Below are 15,612 nucleotides of genomic sequence, written 5' to 3'. Positions count from 1 at the left end.
GTATGCGAACGCTGATATTTGCGGCGCTTGACCGATCCCGCACAACGTTCCTGACACTGGTTTTCCTGATCCTCGGTGGTATTGCTGCCTTCCAGGTCATCCCCAAGGAGGCCAACCCCGACGTCACCATTCCCATGATCTATGTGTCCATGACCCTTGAGGGTATCAGCCCCGAAGACGCCGAACGCCTGCTTATCCGACCCATGGAACAGGAGCTGCGGTCCCTTGAAGGGATCAAGGAAATGCGCGGTACCGCTTCGGAGGGCCATGCCTCGGTAATGCTGGAGTTCGACGCCGGCTTCGACCCGGATCTGGCGCTCCAGGATGTGCGGGAGAAAGTGGACACTGCCCGCAGCAAGCTTCCCCAGGAAGCGGACGAGCCCCGGGTGAACGAAATCAATGTGGCACTCTTTCCCGTGATGTCCGTGGGCCTGTCCGGGCCGTTGTCGGAGCGTGAGCTCGTCACGGTTGCCCGTAAACTTCAGGACGCCATAGAAGGGATTCCGGAAGTCCTGGAAGTGGACATCGGCGGCGATCGCGAAGACCTGCTGGAAATCGTTGTGGATCCTCAGGTGCTTGAGAGCTATGGCATTGATTTTGACCAGCTGGCGTCGCTGGTAACCCGCAACAACCAGCTGGTGGCGGCCGGCAGCCTGGATACCGGCGCCGGCCGCATGACCATGAAGGTGCCCGGCGTGATTGAGTCGGTGGAGGATGTGATGTCCATGCCCATCAAGGTGGATGGTGACACCGTGGTCACTTTCGGGGACGTTGCCATGCTTCAGCGTACCTTCAAGGACCCTACCGGTTATGCCCGGATTAATGGTGAACCGGCGCTCGTGCTGGAGATATCCAAGCGCACGGGCGCCAATATTATTGAAACGGTAGGGCAGGTCAAAGAATTGATCCGGGCCGCAGGGCCGGAGCTGCCGGAGGAGCTGGAAGTCCGCTACATCATGGACCAGTCCGGCGAAGTGCGGGATATTCTCAGCGATCTGCTCAACAACGTACTCACCGCCATCGTCCTGGTGATCATCCTGATAATTGCCGCCATGGGCCCACGCTCGGCCCTGTTGGTGGGCCTGACCATCCCGGGGGCTTTCCTGACCGGTATTCTGGTGATCTGGGGCATGGGATTTACCCTCAACATTGTGGTTCTGTTCAGTCTGATCCTGGTGGCGGGCATGCTGGTCGACGGGGCCATTGTGGTGTCAGAACTGGCGGACCGGAACCTGTCCGAAGGGCAGAGCGTGCGGTCTGCCTGGGGCGAGGCCGCCAGCCGCATGGCATGGCCGATTACCGCCTCCACCGCGACCACGCTTGCTGTCTTCGTCCCCCTGCTGTTCTGGCCAGGCGTGGTGGGTGAATTCATGAAGTTCCTGCCCACGACAGTCATTATCTGCCTGACCGCTTCCCTGGCAATGGCACTGGTGTTCCTGCCGGTTCTGGGCAGTCTCAGTGGCGGCAGGCGCAAGCGCCAGGCGTCACCGGACGGGCGGATGACCAGGCTGTACCGCAAAATGCTGGGGCGTTTACTGTCAGCACCGGGGTTCACCCTGGCGGGTGTTCTGGCTGTGGTTGTGGCGATTTATGCGGCCTATGGCATGTTCAATCATGGTGTTGAATTCTTTCCCAGTGTCGAGCCGGATTCGGCTCAGGTCCAGGTGCGGGCAAGGGGTGATATGTCCGTGGAAGAACGGGACGCCATTGTCCGGGAAGTGGAGGAAAGATTGCAGGGCATGCCCGAAGTAAAGGCCCTGTACGCTCGCTCAATGGTCAGCCCCGGTAACCAGATGGCACCGGATGTTATCGGCGTGCTGCAGTTCCAGTTCACCGACTGGTTCGAGCGCCGGTCTGCCACCCGGATTCTCGAGGATTTCCGCGAGCGCACCAGCGACATACCCGGTGTTGAACTGGAATTTCGCAAGCAGGAGGGAGGCCCGGCTGATGGCAAGCCCATCGAACTGATGGTCAGCAGTCTCGATAGCGGAAAACTGGACCAGTATGTGGAGCTGATCCAGGAACGCATGAGTGCCATTGATGGTTTTGTGGATGTTGAGGATGATCGCAGTCTGCCGGGTATCGAGTGGCAGCTGAACGTGGATCGCTCGGCAGCGGCCCGCTTCGGTTCCGATGTGCTGAGTGTAGGCAGTGCCGTGCGATTGATTACCAACGGGCTGGTGCTTGCGACCTATCGTCCGGAAGATGTGCGAGACGAGGTGGATATAGCCGTGCGCGTTCCTAACAACTGGCGTGAACTGGACCAGTTCCAGCGCCAGACGATCAATACCGCCAGGGGGCAGGTTCCGCTGTCTGAATTCGTGGAACTGGAACCGGGCGACAAGACCGGCAGTATCGTTCGGGTGGACGGACAGCGCACGGTTACCATCAAGTCGGACGTGGCACCGGGGCGAAGGGCCGATGAACTGTTGCGGGCATTACAGGAAGACATGCCGGAAACGCCCGAAGGCGTCTCCGTGCGCTTTGCCGGTGAAAACGAGGACCAGGAACAGGCGTCCAACTTCCTGGCCTCTGCGTTCATGGTGGCGATCGCCCTGATGTTGCTGATCCTGGTGACCCAGTTCAATTCCCTCTTCCAGACCCTGTTGATACTCTCCGCCATCGTGCTCTCGACGGCCGGAGTGCTGCTGGGCCTGCTGCTCAACGGTCAGTCTTTCGGTATCGTGATGGTGGGTATGGGCATTATTGCCCTGGCCGGTATCGTGGTGAACAACAACATCATTCTGATCGACACCTACAATCAGATGCGCAAAGACGGTATGGAGGCGTTCCAGGCGGCACTGGAAACCGGGTGTCTGCGTCTCCGCCCGGTACTGTTGACCGCCATAACCACCATCCTGGGGCTGATGCCCATGGTGTTGGGGGTGAACGTGGACCTGATTACACCGTCGCTGGGGCTTGGCGCACCTTCAACCCAGTGGTGGACCCAGCTTTCCAGTGCCATCGCCGGTGGGCTGGCCTTTGCGACCATACTGACCCTGCTGCTTACGCCGGCGTTGCTGGTTCTGGGGGACAAATCCGGACGGAAACTGAAGCAGGTTTCCTATGCACTGGCAAAGAAACGTTCCACCAGTTGATCGAAGGGAAGTGGCCGGCTGTACCGATAACCCTGCAGGTAGTCGCAACCCTGGTCGCAAAGCCATTTTTCGTGAGCCAGGGTTTCCACGCCTTCGGCCACGACCTCCAGCCCCAGCCCCTTTGCCAGCCCCAGTATGGAAAGGATGATGGCGCAATCATCTTCATCGTCGGGAATATTGCTGATGAAGGAGCGATCAATCTTGATGCGTGAAAACGGCAGCCCCTTGAGCCGTGACAGGGATGAGTAGCCGGTGCCGAAATCGTCAATCGACAGTTGCGCCCCGTCTGCAACAAGTTCCTCCAGGATGCCGGTAACCGTGCTGACATCACCCTGAATGGCATCCTCGGTCACTTCGAAGTGCAGGGTACTGACGGGTAAATCGTATTCGGCACAGATATTCCGGATCAGCCGGGGGAGCTCTGCGGCCAAAACCTGCTCCGGAGCCAGGTTGACCGACACTTCGGGCATCGGAATCTGTTGTTCCCGGGCCTGTTGCCAGTGCTCGCACACCCGGCGCAGCACGCATTCCCCGAGGGCATACATCAGCCCGCTGCCTCTTGCGATATCCAGGAATTCAATGGGTGACAGCCATCCGCGCTCCGGGTGCTGCCAGCGAACCAGTGCCTCAACCGATTCCACACTGAATTGCGAGGCCCGGGTAATGGGCTGGTAAAACACCTCGAGCTTCTGTTCTTCAATGGCAGTGCGTAATTCGTGTTCCAGCTCAAAGCGCGATCGGGCGCTTACCTGGATTCGGGAATCGAAGAAACAGGCCTGGCCCCTTCCTTTGTTCTTGGCGTTGTACATGGCCGCTTCAGCACCGCGAAGCAGGTCTTCGGTGGACTTGCAGTCACCGGGAAGGTGACAGATACCAAGACTGACGCCCACCGTGATCGAATGCCCGTTCAGGCGAATGGGTTTGCTGATTTCGTGCCGGATACGCGAGATGGTCCGTTCCAGGGTCTCCGGTCGGGTTTGATTGCGAATGATGAGGGCGTACTCATCGCCGCCGATCCGGGCAAGAAGGTCCTTGCCGGGAACATTGATCTGCTTGAGTCGCTGGCCGATTTCTTCAATGACATTGTCGCCCACCTGTGACCCGAGCCCGTCATTGATGGACTTCAGCCGGTCCACATCCAGCCATATCAAGGCCAGGCTGCCAAGGCCGCGCCGTTCTACCTTGCCAATCAGATAGTTGATGCGATCCCTCAGTGACCTGACATTCAACAGGCCGGTCAGGGAATCATAGCGGGTGGCGTATTCAAGGGCCTGCTTTGAGTCGAGCCAGGCCTCGTGGGTATTCATCAGGCTGATGGTGTCGGCGATGGCGATAGCGAAGGATATTTCCGGCAAGGTCCATTTCCGGCGGGTTGTTGACTCCAGACAGACCACGCCGCTGAGCCGGGCACCATCGAAGACCGGCGCGTCCAGCATGGAATGAATATTCTTCGGGGCGAGGTAACCGGGTGTGAAGGCCCGGGTTCTCGGATCATTCTGGGCATCGGGTACAGACAGCACCCGCTCGCTTTCCAGTGCAGAGAAATAGGCCGGGTTATTCCACTGATGCAGCGTGGATGATTTTGCTGTTGCCTCCTCCGGCGTGTGCAACCATTCCGACTCGATACAGCCCCGATGTTCCGGAAACCGCCAGATACTGACCCGCTCCACATCAAGCAGTTCTGCACACAGAGCTGTTAACGCTGACAGTTTCTCTTCGCGCTCCCTGCTGACGAATTCCGGGCTATGGCTCAGCTTCATCAGTGCTTTGTGAAAGTTCACAAAGGTGTCCGTATCCTGCATAGATTCTGGCTTTCGGTTGTGAATGATTGATGCCGGTTTGCCGGCCCGTCCCTGTGGCACTGCTTCTATAGTGGCACCAGCTTCCGGCCCTGTCCAACCCCGGTGCGGTCTGTCGTGGAAGATGTCAGTCTGTGAAGATTTGTTGTCTGATTGCATCAATTTTTTGCATGTACGGCGAAGTTACCGGTTCTGGTTCATACTGCCGTTGATCATGAACGAACCGATTTCTCCGCTGCGGGACTGCCATTGAATACCATTGTTGTGCGGATACTGTTGATTCTGGTTTCGGCATTGCCAGTACTGGTTTCGGCCCAACCGGCTACCTGGGACAATCATTCCAGGCGTATGGAGTTGTCCCGGTTTGTGGACTACCGGGCAGAATCTTCGGAGCGTGCCACCCTTGAGTCCGTTCGGGGGCTTCCCGATGATCAATGGCAGCGCAACGGCAAGGACAGTGTCAGCCTGGGTTATGGCGATGAGGTGTACTGGTTCCGGGTTGGTATCGAGAACCACCTTGACGCCTCGGACCCTCTGTTCCTGGAAATCGGCTACCCGGTGCTGGATCATGTGGAAGTATACCTGGTCAGAGATGGCGCGCTGATTGAACAATACATCCTCGGTGACAAGAAACCTTTCCATGAACGTCTGATCCATAACCGGAACTTCCTTGTTCCACTGTCCCTGCCAGCCGATGGAAATCTGACCCTGTACCTCCGCGTGGATACCAGCAGTTCAATGCAGGTGCCACTCACCCTCTGGAATCAGGAAGCCTACTACGTAGCTGAGCAGTCCAGAAGCCTGTTCGAGGGAATTTATTACGGCATCGTACTGGTGATGATTCTGTATAACCTGTTCGTGTATATGGCAGTCGGCGAACGCAGTTTTCTCTATTACGTCGGTTACATCACCGCCATGCCCCTGTTCCTGGCAAGCCTGCATGGTGTCAGTTTTCAGTATCTGTGGCCCGAGGCGACCCGCTGGAATGATCAGGCCATTATTGTCTTCCTGAACCTTGTGGTGCTTTTCGGTGGCGCCTTCAGTATTCGTTTCATCAATGTGTCCCGCCACAACCATCCGATTATGAACCGGCTGGCGGTGTCGCTGATGATAGTGGCGGGAGTAATGGCGGCCGCAGGGATACTGATCCCTTATCGGCTGATGATCCTGCCAACCATCCTGGTGGCTTTCCTGGGCTGCACGGCCATGCTGCTCATGAGCATTATGCGATGGATCAGGAAAGACCCTGCCGCCCGTTACTATACCCTGGCGTGGGTATTCATGCTGTTTGGAGGGATCGTCCTGGCTCTGAGCAAGTTCACCATGCTGCCCCGTAACCTGCTGACGGAGAATGCTACCCAGGTAGGCTCTGCCATCGGTGTCATCCTGCTGTCGGTGGCCCTGGCAGACCGGCTTAACAAGGAGAAAAAGCGCGCATTCGAGGCGCAGCAGAATCTATTCAGGGAGGAGCGCAAGGCGCGGATGGCGCAGGAAAAGTCCCTCCGTATCCAGCAGGAAGCCAATACGCTCCTGGAGCAAAGGGTGCAGGCGCGTACCAGGGACCTGGAATCCCTCAATGACCAGTTGCGGGAGCTAAGCTCAACCGACGCCCTGACGGGCCTCAAGAATCGTGGCCATTTCGACCGGGCGTTCAGCTCGGCGGTAGTCAGGGCGTACCGGTTTGGCCAGCCGCTTTCGCTGTTGCTGCTGGATATCGACCATTTCAAGCGGTTCAACGATACCTACGGTCACCTGGTCGGGGATGATTGTCTGCAGATGGTGGCCAATTGCATCCGCCAGTATGTTACCCGGCCCCAGGATCTGGCCGCCCGTTACGGTGGTGAGGAATTCGTGGTGCTGTTGCCGGATACGCCGGCAGAAGGTGCGCTGCGGGTGGCTGAGAAAATTCGCCGGGAAATCGAGGAGACCGGCTTCCGGATATCAGACGAGGTGTTGCACCTGACTGTCAGCATTGGGGTGTGCGCCGTCTGTCCCGACGAGGCTGACGCCACCACAGCGATTTTCTCACGGGCGGATGAAGCACTCTACGAAGCCAAGGGCCGTGGACGGAATCAGGTCGTGGCCTGTGAGCCCCCGGAGGTTCAGGATGCGGAGCCTGTAACCACCTGAAGGTTGTCCTGGATCATGCTCGGCCAGTCCATGGTGTCTTCCAGGGCAAAGGCCAGCTCCAGTAATGTCCGCTCCTCACCATGACGCCCCATCAGCTGGATGGAAACCGGCAGGTTATGTCCGTCAAGATTGGCCGGCAGTGCGAGTGCAGGTGCGCCCGTGGCGTTGGCCAGCGGGGTGAAGCTGACATAACGGGTCAGGCGTTCAAAAAGGGTGTCGAAGTCCACTGTCGGGCTCAGGTAGCCGATTTCCGGTGTTGTGTGGCCGAGCACGGGGGTAAGAACCGCATCGTAATTCGTCATGGCTCCGGCGTAGTGCTGATAAGACCTGTGCAGGCGCCAGAGAGTGCCCGGCAGCTTGTAGAATTCCCGCCTGAAGGCCTTGTCCAGGCCACGGGTCAGGCCGTCCAGCCGGGATTTGTCAAAGCTGGGGTGAATCAGCCACTTGCCATTGGAGCGTACCCCGAAGGCCAGCATTCCCCAGTAGCGCGCAAAGTCGTCCGGAAAGGACGCGGCAACAGGTACGTCCATGGGTATTATTCTGTGCCCCAGGTCCTCCAGGGCCCGCGCGGTGGTTTCCACCGCCTCGCGGGTGGCGGCATCTGTCCGGTGACCATTGATGGAGTCCATCACCAGGCCAATGGTCAGCGGGCGCGATGACGGGCCTTCCACTTTACCCACTGGCGGCAGTTTCGGATTGCGGAAGTAGCTTTCCGCCCCATGGTAGAAGTTGGCCGTGTCCCTTACGCTGCGGGTCACCACACCGTCACTGACGATATTGACGGGCAGTGACTTTGCCGCGTCGTTGTCGATCAGGCGGCCGCGGGTGGGCTTCAGGCCTACCAGTCCGCAACAGGCTGCGGGAATGCGGATGGAACCGCCCCCATCGTTGGCGTGGGCGATGGGAATAACGCCGGCAGCTACCAATGCCGCGGAACCGCCCGAGGAGGCGCCGGTGGAATAGTTCAGGTTCCAGGGATTACGGGTGGGTGTATCATGGGCCGGCTCTGTAGTGGCGTTGAATCCGAACTCGGGCAGGGTGCTTTTGCCGAAACAGACCAGCCCCTGGGCCAGAAGCTGGCGCGCGACGGGACTGGTTTTTTCCGCCAGCCGGGGCCGAATGGCTGCGGTACCATGGGTGGTGGGAAACCTTTTTACGTCTGTGTTGTCTTTGATCACTGTGGGGACACCGGCGAAAATGCCGGGGCTCGTCCGGGCAGAAGATGACGCCCCGGGCAGTGTTACGCTGCCCGGGTCCGGAATCGGTGTGACCAGGCCGTGAATAAAGGGCTCGGCTTTTCGGGCCCGGGCAAGGGTTGCCTGCAGGACTTCGTCCGCTGAAACGTCGCCGCCGCGAATCATGGCAGCCAGCGCTGTCGCATCGTGCTGTCCCAGCAGATCGTCGCTGAAGGTATGCATGGATTGTGGCGGGTTTCTTGTGGTCAAGGCCTGTTCTCCATTTCGGGTCCGGAATTAAAAGTACTGTAACCGAGGTTTAAATGTGACGATATGTCATATCAGGAAATTGCATCAGGCGAAACAAAAGGTAAGAATCCGGTTTCAAGCCATCGCGTCAGGTTACAGGCCTGTCCCTCGGGCTCCGCATCAGCAATAAGTGAATTTAATGGTGTTTCTGGATAACTTTGATACATTTGCCGAGCCACTGGTCCGCTATTTCCTCGGTATCTTTTTCCTTATGATCGGCCTGCAGTTCAGCGCCCGCAGCCTCGGACTGTACGCGCGGATGGGGTTTTCCTTCATAAACTATGGCCGGACAGCATCCGCTGGCTGGTGGCACCGGCATATCTTCAATGTGTTCCGTGCGCTCATTCTGGCTGTGGTTGTCGTGCGGGTGTTTGCGGATATTGACCCCTGGCTCGGGGTCTTCGGATTCATGTACCACGGGCCGGTGCTGGTCACGGGGATGGTTTTGCTGTTGCTGTCTTTCAGCTTGGTGAATTACCTGCAGGCCTACATGCATGAAGACTGGCGCTCCGGCGTGGACCCGAAGCAGAATCGTCACCTGCTCACCGGTGGCCCCTACAGTCGCAGCCGCAATCCGGTGTTCATTGCGGTGATGCTGGGGCAGTTGGGCTTTTTTCTCGCACTGCCGTCGGTGTTTTCCCTGGTGTGCCTGCTGGCAGGTGTAACCGTGCTGATGCGGCAGGCGAGGGTGGAAGAAAAAGCGCTGGCGGAACTCTTCGGGGATGCCTATGAAGCCTATCGCCGGCGAGTACCGCGCTGGTTGTGACCCGGACTATTTGCGGGCTTCCTTGATCACGTCGTAGGCGTGGCTGATCTCCCGGGTACGTTCCTCTGCCAGTTCCCGCATGCTTTCGGGCAGGCCCCGCCCGGCCAGTTTGTCCGGGTGGTTTTCACTCATCAGTTTGCGATAGGCTTTCTTGATTTCGGCATCACTCGCGGAGGGGGACACTCCCAGCGCTTTGTAGGCATCGTCGATCTGGCTGGCGGATGAGGCCTGGCCCGAAGCACCTGCCTGCCCGGTGTGGGCGCCGCGCAACATGGCCTCCAACTGGTCCACCTGGGCTTCCGGCAGCCCCAGACCACGGGCAATACGCACCAGCATTTCGTGCTCGGCGGGATGCACAACACCGTCAGCCGCAACGGCAGACACCTGCACCTGAAGGAACATCTGCAACAGGGCGGGCTGTCGTCCACTTACCCTCAGGAAGTGCTGTAATTCGGCATCCAGGTCAAAATCGTCAGCCTTGCCCCGGTTGAAGGCGGCCTTGGCACGTTCCCGATGTTCTCCGGACAATCGGAAGCGGTCGAACAGGCCTTCCGCCACCTTGATTTCGTCCCGTGTGACCACACCATCCGCCTTGCAAAGGGCACCCATCACCGCGAACACGGATTCCAGAAAATCCGTCTGCACATTTCGCAGTTTCTGCCACAATCGGCTCTTGATGTAACGGGTCAGCAGCAGGCCCGCGACTGCGCCAATCAGTAATCCGGGAAAGCGGCCAAACAGGTAGCCGATCAAACCACCGATAAACAGGCCAAACATGGCATTATCCTTTTCAAGAGTTTAGAACTGCGCAAAGTATACGGGTTTCAGAAAAGAATTCGGAGACAACCCGGGGCAATGGATGAATTTTCATTTCAGAAAGCGTGCTTTACGCTTTACCGGGTGGCCAGGCGTATGACCAGGCAGGATACGGACTATAGGATTGAGCTTAACCCCATGGTTTTCCGGATAAAAAGGTGAAAACATCATGACAATGGAGCTTTTCGGCCAATCACCTCAAGAACCCCGGGTCCAGCCACTTTGCGAGGGGGCGCTTGTGTTGCGCCATTTTGCCGTCAGCCGCGATGTGCAGCTGCTGGAGGCGATTGGGCAGGTTGCGGAACAGGCGCCGTTCCGGCAGATGAAGACACCCGGTGGCCACACCATGTCTGTGGCCATGACCTGTTGTGGTGACTGGGGTTGGGTAACGGACGCCCGGGGTTACCGTTATCAGCGGGACGATCCGCTTTCAGGGGAGCCCTGGCCTGCCATGCCGGTATTGTTTCAGAAGCTGGCGACAGAAGCGGCGAAAGCGGGGGGATATCCGGGTTTTGAGCCTGATGCCTGCCTGGTCAACCGGTACCAGTCGGGTGCCAGAATGGGTCTTCACCAGGACAGGGACGAAGCGGATTTCGATCAGCCCATTGTGTCTGTTTCCCTGGGCACACCCGCGACTTTCCAGTTTGGTGGCATGCGGCGCAGTGATCGGCCGGTAAGAGTCCCCCTGGAGCATGGCGATATTGTGGTCTGGGGTGGCCCTGCCCGTTTGCGGTACCACGGGGTGCTCACCCTGAAAGCCGCGGACCATCCCCTGACCGGCGCCTGCCGTTATAACCTCACCTTCCGCAGGGCCCGCTGAACATCGTCACTGAAACCATGCCACGGCCAGCCCGGCAATCAGGGACAGCACCATGGGGCCAGCTACCCGGGTGCCGAGTTCCCGGCGGCCAATGGCGCCGGCAATTCCCGCTTTCACCAGGTTGTTGGTGGCGGCTGCAATAACGATCCCGATGACCGCTGTCTGCATGGCCAGGGAATCCTGGGACATTCGCGTCAGGGAAAGAGTGATTGCGTCCACATCCGCAACCCCGGACGTGGCCGCCAGCATGAAGATGCCCAGATCGCCCAGCCATTCCTGCAGGAATTCACCCAGCAACAGAATGCCCGTCAGCAGCGCACCGAATAACAGTGCAGATTTCAGATCCAGCGGATTCTGGGTCAGTTCCGGCCGGGTTGCTTCCAGGGCACCCTGGTTGCGTTTCCAGATAATCAGGGCTGGCAGATAGAGGAGGATCGTCATGACGGCCACAGGCCAAATCAGGCTGGGAAGTAATGCCGGATTGATCAGCGCACAGTACACGAGGATGCGTGGGAACATGGTGCCGCAGGCAATCAGGATGCCACTGGCAAATTGCGGGCTGACTTCCGGCGAGGCGTTGGACTGCCTGGCGTAATGGAGTGTCAGTGCCGTTGAAGAGCTCAGCCCCGCGAACAGGCTGGTGAAAAGAATGCCCTTTCTCATTCCGGCCATACGGATGGCGAAATAACCAACGAAGGAAACCGAGGCAATCAGCACCACCATCCACCAGATTTCCCGGGGGTTGAGAACACCGCCGGGGCCAAGGTCTTCGTTGGGCAGCAGTGGCAACATCACCACTGAGATAACCAGCAGTTTCAGGGCTGCATCCAGTTCGTGGGACTGGAGCTTGTCCACCAGCCCGTGGATCTCTTTCTTGTTGTCCAGTATCAGCGCAGTGACAACGGCTGCCCCGGTGGCAATGGCCGGGTCCACGGCCACGGCAATGGCGCCGAAACAGAAGGTGAGCACCATGCCTATGGTGCCGGTGATGCTGAAGTTGCGTATGTGGGCAAGCCGTTGACTGAAGGCCACCATGGCAATGGCCACCACGCTCACCAGCAACACGGGAAATGCCCATTCGGTCACTTCCTGTGTCAGCAGCGCGGCAATACCCCCTAGCAGACCGATCAGGGCAAAGGTGCGAATCCCCGCGATGCGCTCTCCCGACGCCTGCTCCCGGGCGTCCCAACCCCGCTCCAGCCCGATAATGGCCCCCAGCAGCAGGGCGATCAGCAGGTTCAGGGTGGTCTGGTTGTCGGCAATAAACCGGGTGGTTACCTCATCCATGATGTGTTCCGTTATCGGGTTTGATGGATCGCTCCAGGGTGGTGGTCAGTCGCTGGAGCAGCTCGCCGCTGTGGCGCCAGAAGTGCCAGTAGAGCGGGATCTTCAGCTCATGGCCAGGCGCAAGATTGACCAGAATGCCGTCATCCAGCCACTGGCGGGCCTGGACCTCGGGAATCATACCGTAACCCATGCCGGCCCTGGCAAGCTGCACAAATCCCTCGGATGACGGGCACAGATGAAAGGGAAAGTGGCCGTGGTAGCCGCAGCCCGCCAGAAACCGGTGCTGTAACTGGTCATTGGGGCCGAAAACAATAGCCGGTGCGGTTGCAAAGGCATCTGTTGAAATCCCTTCCGGAAAGAAACGATCAAGGTACTCCGGCGTTGCCAGTGGCATATAGATCATTTCTCCCAGGGGAACGCAGCGACCACCGGCAATGGGTTGGCTGCTGCTGCACAGACACGCTGCGACATCGCCGTCACGCATCCGCTTCAGGCCCACGTCCTGGTCTTCAATGACCAGATCCAGCAGCAGGCCTTCCCGGCTGCAGAAATCTCCCACGGCAGCGGCCCACCAGGTAGCCAGGCTGTCGGCATTGATAGCGATTCGCAGGCGGGCGGTGTCTTCAGCAAGGGCGGGGATGGTGTCGCGCAGGTCCCTTTCCAGCAACTGGACCTGCTGGAAGTGATTCAGCAGTTTGTTGCCTGCGGGTGTCGCCTGCAGCTCCGGGTGACGGACGAGTACCGGCTGGCCGAGGCGAACCTCCAGTGACTTGATGCGCTGGGACACGGCTGACTGGGTCAGCCCCAGGATCTCCCCGGCCCGCTCGAAACCGCCATTTTCCAACACCGCGGCCAGCGCCTGAAGCAGTTTGTAGTCCAGCATAAGAAAAATTCATGGGATATAAGGGTTATGATTTTTCAGTATAGCGTCGGGCCGGTAACCTGCCACTCTGTTTCAGGAGGAACGAATGCTGACGAGTTATCTGACGGGGCTGGTTGTATGCGGCGGAATTATCATCGCCATCGGGGCCCAGAATGCCTATATCCTGGGCCAGGCGATACGCCGGGAGCACCACTGGTACTCCGCGGGCATCTGCATGTGCGCCGACATTCTGCTGTTCACGGCGGGCATGTTTGGCGTGAATGCGGCATTGATGGCTGTTCCGCAGGCACTGGAGGTTCTGAGATGGCTCGGGGTGGTGTTCCTGGCCTGGCTGGCATTGGTGGCATTTTACCGGGTGATAATGGGTCGGCAGGGCCTGGGGGCTGATGTCGCCGCCGCTTCCAGCGTTCGCATGGTGGTATTGACCACACTGGCGGTGACCTTGCTGAACCCGCAGGTGTACCTGGATACCCTGCTGCTGATTCCTGCCATCGGTGCGCAGCAGGAAAGCCCCGCGGTATTCGTGGCCGGTGCCAGCAGTGCGTCGATACTCTGGTTCGGTTTGCTGGCCGCCGGTGGCGCGGCCCTGTCACCCTGGCTGGCCAGCCCCCGGGCATGGCGGTTTATCGACGGGGCCATCGGTTCAATGATGGCGGTAATCGCCTTCCATCTTGCCAGTACCGGGCTGTCCGGACCCGGTCTGTCATAGGCTGCCGGGTGCGATGCCCCTGTTCCGTCCGGCTATTTGTTGATCAGTGCATTTTGTTTAGGGCCCTAAGAAAAATCCGTTATAGCTGTTACTTTCCCGGGCCCATTCTGGTACTCTTCGCCGCCTTTATTTCACGGCCTATGAACCTACTTTGATGAAAGTGTCCGCGACGTTCCTGACGATCACTCCGCCATAGCGCTTCGCGCACCCTCTCCAGGTTAAATCCTCGAGCCAATAGCCTGTATTCGCCGCCGGCGAGTGCCATGGGCTTTATTGTCTCCGGGTTTTACCAACGGTTTTTCTCCCCTGCATGAATTGACTGGATCCTGAAAATGATTAACAAGCTCAAAGCCGACTGGCTCTCCAATATACGGGGCGACTTGCTTGCCGGTATCGTGGTGGCGCTGGCCCTGATTCCTGAAGCAATCGCTTTTTCGATTATCGCTGGTGTGGATCCCAAAGTAGGGCTGTACGCTTCTTTCTGTATCGCTGTTGTGATTGCCTTTGTGGGTGGCCGCCCCGGTATGATTTCGGCGGCAACCGGTGCCATGGCGCTGCTGATGGTTACCCTGGTCAAGGAGCATGGCCTGGAATACCTGCTGGCGGCCACGTTGCTCACCGGCCTGCTGCAGATCGGAGCCGGATACCTGAAGCTTGGCGGCCTGATGCGATTTGTATCGCGTTCCGTTGTCACCGGGTTTGTAAATGCCCTGGCCATTCTGATCTTCATGGCCCAGTTGCCGGAACTGACCAACGTGACCTGGCATGTGTACGCCATGATGGCCGCTGGTCTGGGTATCATCTACCTGTTTCCACTGGTGCCGGTGGTTGGTCGCATCCTGCCCTCGCCGCTGATCTGCATCGTTGCTTTGACGGTCATCGCCATGATCTACAACATCGATATCCGCACGGTCGGCGATATGGGGCAGTTGCCGGATACACTTCCGGTTTTCCTGTGGCCGGACGTGCCGCTCAACGTTGAAACCCTGATGATTATCCTGCCTTACTCCGTCGGTCTCGCCGTTGTTGGCTTGCTGGAATCGATGATGACCGCCACCATTGTGGACGACCTCACGGATACCACCAGTGACCGCAACCGCGAGTGCAAGGGCCAGGGTATTGCCAATATTGGTTCCGGCCTGCTGGGCGGGATGGCTGGCTGTGCGATGATTGGCCAGTCCATCATAAATATCAAGTCGGGCGGTCGAACCCGGCTTTCCACGTTGACCGCCGGTGTTTTCCTGCTGGTGCTCGTTCTGGTTCTGGACCAGTGGCTGGTACAGATTCCGATGGCGGCGCTGGTAGCCGTGATGATCATGGTGTCCATCGGTACCTTCAGCTGGGGCTCCATCAAGAATCTCAAGGAGCATCCGTTGTCCACCAACATTGTCATGGTGGTAACGGTGATTGTGGTTGTCGCAACCCACAACCTGGCGTTTGGTGTACTGGCTGGTGTGCTGCTTGCCGCGCTGTTCTTTGCCAACAAGGTGGGCCACTACATGCTGGTTACCTCCGGGTTCGATGACGCAACAGACACCCGAACCTATAACGTAGTGGGGCAGGTATTCTTCAGTTCCTCGGAAAAATTCACGGAATCCTTTGACTTCAAGGAAGCAGTGGATAATGTGGTGATTGACCTCAGCCGTGCCCATTTCTGGGATATAACGGCAGTGGCGGCCCTGGACAAGGCGGTGATCAAGTTCCGTCGTGAGGGTGCCGAGGTAGAGGTTATCGGGCTTAATGAAGCCAGTGCCACCATCGTTGACCGCTTCGGGGTGCACGACAAGCCTGAAGCCGTTGACCAGTTGATGGGGCACTGA

The 15,612-nt window shown here is 58.5% G+C and carries 11 protein-coding genes; 6 read left to right on the top strand and 5 right to left on the bottom strand.

Going from position 1 to position 15,612, the window contains the following annotated elements; translation table 11 throughout:
- Positions 1-2: 2 nt before the first annotated feature.
- Positions 3-3,098: an efflux RND transporter permease subunit gene (locus tag HLUCCO03_RS13420; protein WP_027831365.1), complete on the top strand. Its 3,096-nt coding sequence runs from the start codon at positions 3-5 to the stop codon at positions 3,096-3,098.
- Here HLUCCO03_RS13420 and HLUCCO03_RS13415 read toward each other — a convergent pair.
- Positions 3,065-4,879, bottom strand: coding sequence for a sensor domain-containing phosphodiesterase (locus tag HLUCCO03_RS13415; protein ID WP_292016721.1), 1,815 nt, complete (start codon positions 4,877-4,879; stop codon positions 3,065-3,067). The genes HLUCCO03_RS13420 and HLUCCO03_RS13415 overlap by 34 nt on opposite strands.
- A gap of 267 nt (positions 4,880-5,146) precedes the next feature.
- Here HLUCCO03_RS13415 and HLUCCO03_RS13410 point away from each other — a divergent pair, with 267 nt between their 5' ends.
- Positions 5,147-7,027 carry a diguanylate cyclase gene (locus HLUCCO03_RS13410; protein ID WP_292016720.1) on the top strand — a complete coding sequence of 627 codons (1,881 nt, stop codon included), beginning with the start codon at positions 5,147-5,149 and terminating at the stop codon, positions 7,025-7,027.
- Here the strand turns inward: HLUCCO03_RS13410 and HLUCCO03_RS13405 are convergent.
- Positions 7,000-8,472, bottom strand: a complete 1,473-nt coding sequence (locus tag HLUCCO03_RS13405; RefSeq protein ID WP_027831368.1) for an amidase — start codon at positions 8,470-8,472, stop codon at positions 7,000-7,002. The two genes, HLUCCO03_RS13410 and HLUCCO03_RS13405, sit on opposite strands and share 28 nt — an antisense overlap.
- 178 nt (positions 8,473-8,650) lie before the next feature.
- Here HLUCCO03_RS13405 and HLUCCO03_RS13400 point away from each other — a divergent pair, with 178 nt between their 5' ends.
- Positions 8,651-9,277 carry an isoprenylcysteine carboxylmethyltransferase family protein gene (locus HLUCCO03_RS13400; protein WP_036197351.1) on the top strand — a complete coding sequence of 209 codons (627 nt, stop codon included), beginning with the start codon at positions 8,651-8,653 and terminating at the stop codon, positions 9,275-9,277.
- A 6-nt stretch (positions 9,278-9,283) separates the two neighbouring features.
- Here HLUCCO03_RS13400 and djlA read toward each other — a convergent pair whose 3' ends face one another.
- Positions 9,284-10,054 (bottom strand): co-chaperone DjlA, encoded by a 771-nt coding sequence (djlA, locus tag HLUCCO03_RS13395; protein WP_027831370.1) that lies wholly within the window; start codon positions 10,052-10,054, stop codon positions 9,284-9,286.
- Between the two features lie 208 nt (positions 10,055-10,262).
- Between djlA and alkB the strand changes: the two genes are divergently transcribed.
- On the top strand, positions 10,263-10,913 hold the full coding sequence (gene alkB / locus HLUCCO03_RS13390) for a DNA oxidative demethylase AlkB (RefSeq protein WP_027831371.1): 651 nt from the start codon (positions 10,263-10,265) through the stop codon (positions 10,911-10,913).
- A 6-nt stretch (positions 10,914-10,919) separates the two neighbouring features.
- Here alkB and HLUCCO03_RS13385 read toward each other — a convergent pair whose 3' ends face one another.
- Both HLUCCO03_RS13385 and HLUCCO03_RS13380 read right to left on the bottom strand, forming a co-directional pair.
- A complete protein-coding gene (locus tag HLUCCO03_RS13385) occupies positions 10,920-12,200 on the bottom strand; it encodes an MgtC/SapB family protein (RefSeq protein ID WP_027831372.1) in 1,281 nt (426 codons plus the stop codon).
- Complete coding sequence (locus tag HLUCCO03_RS13380; protein WP_027831373.1) at positions 12,193-13,083, bottom strand: LysR family transcriptional regulator ArgP; 891 nt, start codon at positions 13,081-13,083, stop codon at positions 12,193-12,195. The genes HLUCCO03_RS13385 and HLUCCO03_RS13380 overlap by 8 nt, the downstream gene beginning before the upstream one ends.
- Before the next feature lie 85 nt (positions 13,084-13,168).
- Between HLUCCO03_RS13380 and HLUCCO03_RS13375 the strand changes: the two genes are divergently transcribed.
- Entirely contained in the window at positions 13,169-13,792 is a 624-nt protein-coding gene (locus HLUCCO03_RS13375; RefSeq protein ID WP_027831374.1) for a LysE family transporter, read from the top strand.
- Between the two features lie 332 nt (positions 13,793-14,124).
- Entirely contained in the window at positions 14,125-15,612 is a 1,488-nt protein-coding gene (locus tag HLUCCO03_RS13370) for a SulP family inorganic anion transporter (protein ID WP_027831375.1), read from the top strand.

Origin of the sequence: Marinobacter sp. HL-58, from assembly GCF_001314605.1 — a bacterium.
Classification (GTDB): domain Bacteria; phylum Pseudomonadota; class Gammaproteobacteria; order Pseudomonadales; family Oleiphilaceae; genus Marinobacter.
Note: the sequence above shows the minus strand (reverse complement) of the source record. Positions and strands in the feature narration are given on the sequence as shown.

Excerpts from the sequence above, each read along its gene's own strand:
- HLUCCO03_RS13420 (WP_027831365.1), top strand. The coding sequence starts at position 3 with ATGCGAACGCTGATATTTGCGGCGCTTGACCGATCCCGCACAACGTTC.
- HLUCCO03_RS13400 (WP_036197351.1), top strand. The coding sequence starts at position 8,651 with ATGGTGTTTCTGGATAACTTTGATACATTTGCCGAGCCACTGGTCCGC.
- djlA (WP_027831370.1), bottom strand. The coding sequence starts at position 10,054 with ATGTTTGGCCTGTTTATCGGTGGTTTGATCGGCTACCTGTTTGGCCGC.
- alkB (WP_027831371.1), top strand. The coding sequence starts at position 10,263 with ATGACAATGGAGCTTTTCGGCCAATCACCTCAAGAACCCCGGGTCCAG.
- HLUCCO03_RS13385 (WP_027831372.1), bottom strand. The coding sequence starts at position 12,200 with ATGGATGAGGTAACCACCCGGTTTATTGCCGACAACCAGACCACCCTG.
- HLUCCO03_RS13380 (WP_027831373.1), bottom strand. The coding sequence starts at position 13,083 with ATGCTGGACTACAAACTGCTTCAGGCGCTGGCCGCGGTGTTGGAAAAT.
- HLUCCO03_RS13375 (WP_027831374.1), top strand. The coding sequence starts at position 13,169 with ATGCTGACGAGTTATCTGACGGGGCTGGTTGTATGCGGCGGAATTATC.
- HLUCCO03_RS13370 (WP_027831375.1), top strand. The coding sequence starts at position 14,125 with ATGATTAACAAGCTCAAAGCCGACTGGCTCTCCAATATACGGGGCGAC.